The 5511-nt window shown below is 43.5% G+C and carries 7 protein-coding genes; 5 read left to right on the forward strand and 2 right to left on the reverse strand.

From position 1 onward, the window contains the following. Positions 1 to 135: 135 nt before the first annotated feature. Together yidC and Q0191_RS04135 are read right to left on the reverse strand one after the other, a co-directional pair. Positions 136 to 1056: a membrane protein insertase YidC gene (gene yidC / locus Q0191_RS04130; protein WP_297664091.1), complete on the reverse strand. Its 921-nt coding sequence runs from the start codon at positions 1054 to 1056 to the stop codon at positions 136 to 138. 81 nt (positions 1057 to 1137) lie between these two features. After that, the gene (locus tag Q0191_RS04135; RefSeq protein WP_125373777.1) at positions 1138 to 1416 is read right to left on the reverse strand and encodes an acylphosphatase; all 279 of its coding nucleotides are present in this window, start codon (positions 1414 to 1416) and stop codon (positions 1138 to 1140) included. Positions 1417 to 1557: 141 nt separating this feature from the next. Between Q0191_RS04135 and Q0191_RS04140 the strand changes: the two genes are divergently transcribed. The 5 genes from Q0191_RS04140 to Q0191_RS04160 all read left to right on the forward strand — a co-directional run. Next, complete coding sequence (locus Q0191_RS04140; protein ID WP_148888295.1) at positions 1558 to 2298, forward strand: RNA methyltransferase; 741 nt, start codon at positions 1558 to 1560, stop codon at positions 2296 to 2298. A gap of 44 nt (positions 2299 to 2342) precedes the next feature. Then, on the forward strand, positions 2343 to 2834 hold the full coding sequence (locus Q0191_RS04145; protein WP_297664096.1) for an HD domain-containing protein: 492 nt from the start codon (positions 2343 to 2345) through the stop codon (positions 2832 to 2834). 19 nt (positions 2835 to 2853) lie between these two features. After that, positions 2854 to 3537 carry a Bax inhibitor-1/YccA family protein gene (locus Q0191_RS04150; RefSeq protein WP_297664098.1) on the forward strand — a complete coding sequence of 228 codons (684 nt, stop codon included), beginning with the start codon at positions 2854 to 2856 and terminating at the stop codon, positions 3535 to 3537. A 182-nt stretch (positions 3538 to 3719) separates the two neighbouring features. Then, entirely contained in the window at positions 3720 to 5183 is a 1464-nt protein-coding gene (locus Q0191_RS04155) for a flotillin family protein (protein ID WP_223367675.1), read from the forward strand. A 162-nt stretch (positions 5184 to 5345) separates the two neighbouring features. Continuing rightward, positions 5346 to 5511: NAD(P)-binding domain-containing protein (locus Q0191_RS04160; protein WP_297664103.1), on the forward strand; the 166-nt coding region annotated here is incomplete at its 3' end.

Consider the following 5511-nt stretch of genomic DNA (forward strand, 5'->3'; position numbering starts at 1 on the left):
TCTTGCTCGACAATCCAAAGACAATTGAGAGGCTAGGACTTTTGTCCCAGCCTCTCTTTTAGTATTATTAGGGCGAGTAGAAAAAAATCCCTCCAAGATTAGATAGGAAACCTCAGAGGGACATGGATAGTTTATTTATCTAGAACGTTGTTTACCAGCGTTGCGATTCTTTTTCTTTTTATTGTTTTGAGTGATTGCTTGGCTCGCTTTTGGCGTCACATCTTTGATGCGACCTGCATTGCTCATGGCTTTCGGAGGATTCTTTTTGTATTCTTCTGCTACTTGCTTCCTGATCCGAGGACGCATTAAGTAGTTAATGATGAATTGTTGGATGATTTGGATGAAACCACCGACTACCCAGTAGAGGGTCACAGCTGCTGGTGACATGAAAGAGAAGACTACGATCATAATCGGGCTCACATAAGTAGCGCGCTTCATCTGCTCTTTTTGGGTCTCATCTTCGATACCATGTAGGGAAAGAAGTGATTGGATGTAGTAGAGTACCCCGACAATGAGAGTCAGGACTAGACTAGGTTTTCCTAGATTGATACCAAGGAATGTACTGCTAGCTACGCCGTTTGTGTATTGGGCAGCGAAGAAGAGGGCTGAGAAGAAAGGCATCTGAATAATCAGAGGTAGGCAGCCGATGCCGCCAAACATACTCAGACCATTTTCTCTTTGGGCAGCAAATAATTCTTGCTGGGCTGCTAGCTTTTCTTCTTGCGTTTCGGCATTATTGATTCGTTCTTGAATAGGGGCAAAGATGGGCTTGAAGTAGTTCATCTTTTCTGACTGAAGAGTAGCTTTCCAAGATTGATAGATTCCCAGTGGGAAAATAATCAGCCGCACGATGAGTGTAACGATAATAATCGCTAGACCATAACCAAGGCCTGAATCCTTGGCAAAGAACTGGATGCTATCTGCCATAGGATGGCCAAGCACGTCCCAAATTGGTCCAGCAGGATTACCGGCTTTGTCTCGTCCGACACACCCTGTCAATAATAGAAGGAGGGACAAGCTCATTCCAGAGAATAAAATACGTTTAAATGTTTTCACGAGTTCATTTCCTTTGTTTCTAAAAAATAATACCTATCTATTCTACTGTTTTTTAGGGAAATATACAATAGTTCTCCAGACCTAATTTGCAATTTTAAAGTCAGTATAGGACTCAAAATTGGCCATGGTGACATCTAAATAGCTGACTTTTGAAAAAGGAGTTGGTCCCTTGCGGATTTCTTGAATGAACTTGGCCATGAGGGCAGAGCTTTCAGCTTGAGCCAAAATTTCGACTGTACCGTCGTCATTATTCCAGACACGACCGGTAATCCCGCCAATTTGCAGAGCGAGGGAGTAAACGCCCCAACGAAAGCCGACGCCTTGGACTCGTCCTTGCGCGATCATTCTTACTTTTTGCATTGTTACCTCCTTTTGTTGCGGTTTGAAACTTGCTTCTCAGCCCATAGCACAGCGAGCAGTTGCTTGCTGGAGATAAGATTTTCTCTGAAGCTAAGTCTAGAGGATGAGTTCAAAACTGCTAGATTGTGTTATAATGTATTTATGAATATTATAACCTCAAAAGCCAATAATGTGGTAAAAAAAGCTAAAAAGCTGCATCAAAAAAAATATCGTAGCGAGTCGTATTTGATTGAGGGCTGGCATCTTTTTGAGGAGGCTCTGGCCAGTCAGGCACGGATTTTGCGAATTTTTGCCTTGGCAGAGTACGAAGAGCGCTTGGCAGCATTTTCTCAGACGATTTTTGTCAGTCCAGAGATTCTCAGTGATTTGGCAGATAGTAAGACACCTCAGGGAATCGTTGCAGAATTAGCCTTTGAGGAGCAAACTATTCCAGAAAAGCTGGAAGGTGCCTATCTCTTTTTAGAAGATGTGCAGGATCCTGGCAATGTCGGAACCATCATCCGAACAGCGGATGCAGCGGGTTATCAAGGAGTTTTCATCTCTAGCCACTCCGCTGACATTTACAATCTCAAAACCTTGCGTTCTATGCAGGGCAGCCATTTTCATCTGCCTATTTATCGCGTGAGCAGAGAGGATATGCTGGCCCTAGCTCGTCAAAGTGACCTGCAAATTCTGGCTTCGACCTTATCAGAAGATTCTGTGGATTATCAAAAGGTCGAAAAACATGAAGATTTCCTCTTAGTCATGGGCAATGAAGGTCAGGGAATCAGCCAAGAAATGACGGATGCAGCTGATGTTCTGGTTCACATTTCCATGAAGGGGCAGGCTGAAAGTCTTAACGTAGCTGTGGCAGCCGGCATCCTGATGTTTGCTTTAAGCTAGCTTTTAGAAATCTCTCTATAATAAAACTAAATGGAGGTGATGACATGTCTTACAGAGAAGATGATGAATTTATGGCCTATGTGGGGCATTTGATTGAGAAGCCCAGCGTCCAACGCTTAAAAGGAATTACCCATCATATTCATTCCAATCGGCTTGAACATTCAATCAATGTCAGTTATACTAGTTATAAGATTGCTAAAAAATTTGGCTGGAATGCCCGCAGTACAGCACGGGGCGCTCTTCTGCATGATCTATTTTATTATGACTGGCGCGAAACCAAGTTTAAAAAGAGTCATGCTTGGGTACATCCCCGCCTAGCAGTCCGAAATGCCCGCAAGATTACCAAGCTCAATCGAGTTGAGGAAGATATTATCATCAAGCACATGTGGGGTGCTACCTTAGCACCACCCCGCTACAAGGAGTCCTTCGTTGTAACTATGGTGGATAAGTATTGGGCGATCAAAGAGGCGACGGCACCTTGGCGGCAAAAGCTGAGTGGACGTAAAAAGTATCATCGAAAGATGCTGAAAAGTTAAAATGTAAAAAGGAGACATTATGAACAATACAGTTATTCAAGAAAATAGTGGACTTTCTAGTTTTTATTCTAAGGTCTACGGATTTGTCGGGATGGGAATTGCTATCTCTGCTCTGGTTTCAGGCTTAATGCTGACGACCTTCCAAACAGCTCTAGTTGAGATTTTGCTCCATTATAGCTGGATTTACTATGGAGCTATCTTCATTGAGCTGGCCTTGGTTTGGTCAGCTTCCAGCAGAGGCCTCCGCAATAGTCCAGCTGCTCTTCCGCTTTTTTTGAGCTACTCAGCCCTAAACGGATTTACCATGAGTTTCATTGTGGCCATGTACACAGGAGGCGTGGTCTTCAAAGCATTTGCAGTTAGTGCGGCTGTTTTCCTTGTCATGGCAGCCATGGGCGTCATCATTAAAAAAGATTTATCTGGTATGGGCCGAGCTATGATTGCAGGTCTGATTGGGATTGTGATCGCAAGTTTTGTCAATATTTTCCTGGGTAGCGACATGATAGACTATATTGTAAGCTACGTCAGCGTCGTCATTTTCGCAGGGTTGATTGCTTGGGATAATCAAAAAATTCGCTACGTTTATGAGCAAACGGGTGGACAGGCAGGTCTTGGCTGGGCTATTTCTCTAGCTTTGAGCCTCTACCTTGACTTTATCAACCTCTTCCTCAGCATCCTTCGTATCTTTGGAAGAAATGACTAATAAAACATGGATAGTTTCCTCAATGAATGAGGAGCTATCTTTTTTTGTTTGAGGGGGATTTCAGAAGTTGGATAGGAGTAGCAGTAAAAGTTTTGCAAACTGTTAATTTTTTGATATACTAACTAAAAATATATTTGGGCAATGCATTCGTCTATTGCTCTGGAAAAAGAAAGGAAGTTTCTATGGATATGTTATTTATCCCAGGCTGGTTGATTTTTGCAATCGTTGCAGCCATCGTGCTTATTATTCTTTTGGCTAAGGGGTATGTCAATGCTAAGCCAAATGAAGTGGTCGTTATTACTGGTCTGCGTAAGCAGCGCCATTTGAGAGGTAAGGCTGGCTTCATGATTCCTTTTGTAGAGCAGCGCTCTTATCTGGATATTGAGCAGTTTTCTACCGATGTCCGTACTTCTGAGTCTGTACCGACACTTGACTTTATCAACGTTCGTGCTGATGCGGCTGTTAAGTTGAAGATTGGTACTACGGATGAAATGATTGACCGTGCGGCAGAAAACTTCCTTAATTGGAATACCACTGATATTTCTAACTCTGTCCAAGATGTACTAGAAGGAAATCTTCGTGAAGTAATCGGCCAGATGGAACTGCGCAAGATGGTCAATGACCGTCAGGAATTTGCTTCTAAAGTGCAAGATAACGTGGCGCCAGATTTGGCTAAGATGGGTCTGGAAGTCATTGCCTTTACCGTTCAATCCTTCTCTGACGAAGGTGGCGTGATTGACAATCTCGGTATCGAAAATGTTGAAACGATCAAGAAAGACGCCCTGATTGCCAAGGCTAAGGCTGAACGTGAGCGTAAGGAAGTTGAAGCTGAGCAGGACAAGTTGGCTAACGACAAGCGCGTGGCAGCTGATTTGGAAATTGCTCAAAAGCAAAATGAACTCAAACTGAAACAAGCTGCCCTCAAGCAGGAAGCGGATATCGCGCAAGCTAAAGCGGACGCAGCTAAAGGGATTGAGGCTGAAATCCAGCGTCGTGAACAAGAACGTGTGGCCGCAGAAGCCAACATCATGAAGCAGGAAAAAGAAGCTGAAGTCAAAGAGCGGGAAGTTAAAGTTCGTGAGCAGGAATTGGATGCCAATATCCGCAAGCAAGCCGAAGCTGAAAAATATGCCCGTCAACAGGCCGCAGAAGCGCAATTGATTGAACGTCAGCGTCAGGCCGAAGCGGAACTCTTTGAAACACAAAAAGAAGCGGAAGCCCGCAAGGCTCAGGCCGAGGCTGAGAAATTTGCGCAACTGCAAGAAGCAGAAGCTATTGAAGCCAAAGGACGTGCAGAAGCGGAAGCCATTCGTCTTAAACTAGAAGCGGAAGCCCAAGGTTTGGACAAGAAAGCAGAAGCCATGAAGAAGATGCAGGAAGCTGCGATTACGGAGATGATTGTCGATAAATTGCCAGAAATCGCTCGTGCGGTGGCAGAGCCATTGACCAAGGTAGATAAGATCACCATGTATGGCGAAGGCAATGCTTCTAAAATGGTCGGCGACATCATGCAGAGCATTGACCAAGTTTCCCAAGGGGCAGGCTTTGATATCCGTCAACTGTTAGCTGGAGCACTTGGTGTCAATATGACTGTTAACAAGCTTAAACAAGATGAACAAGCTGTCATCGAAGTTGATGAGAAATAAAACCAAATATATCTATGATATCCAAACAGCTGGGAGTTGAAACTCCTGGCTGTTTGTTTGTCATCCATCAGAAAAGCATTTCTATCAGCTAAATACTTTTCATTACCATGTAAAAATGTTAAAATATAACAGATTAAACAACTAAGATTATAGGAGTAGAAAATGACAAAAGCTAACTTTGGTGTTGTTGGTATGGCCGTAATGGGTCGTAACCTTGCCCTAAATATTGAATCTCGTGGCTATACAGTTGCCATTTACAACCGTAGTAAAGAAAAAACAGAAGACGTGATTGCTTGCCATCCTGAAAAGAACTTTGTGCCAAGCTATG

This window comes from uncultured Streptococcus sp., assembly GCF_938036805.1.
Lineage (GTDB): Bacteria > Bacillota > Bacilli > Lactobacillales > Streptococcaceae > Streptococcus.

Coding starts and splice junctions, on each gene's coding strand:
- Q0191_RS04135 (WP_125373777.1), bottom strand. CDS start 1,416: ATGCAAAAAGTAAGAATGATCGCGCAAGGACGAGTCCAAGGCGTCGGC.
- Q0191_RS04140 (WP_148888295.1), top strand. CDS start 1,558: ATGAATATTATAACCTCAAAAGCCAATAATGTGGTAAAAAAAGCTAAA.
- Q0191_RS04145 (WP_297664096.1), top strand. CDS start 2,343: ATGTCTTACAGAGAAGATGATGAATTTATGGCCTATGTGGGGCATTTG.
- Q0191_RS04150 (WP_297664098.1), top strand. CDS start 2,854: ATGAACAATACAGTTATTCAAGAAAATAGTGGACTTTCTAGTTTTTAT.
- Q0191_RS04155 (WP_223367675.1), top strand. CDS start 3,720: ATGGATATGTTATTTATCCCAGGCTGGTTGATTTTTGCAATCGTTGCA.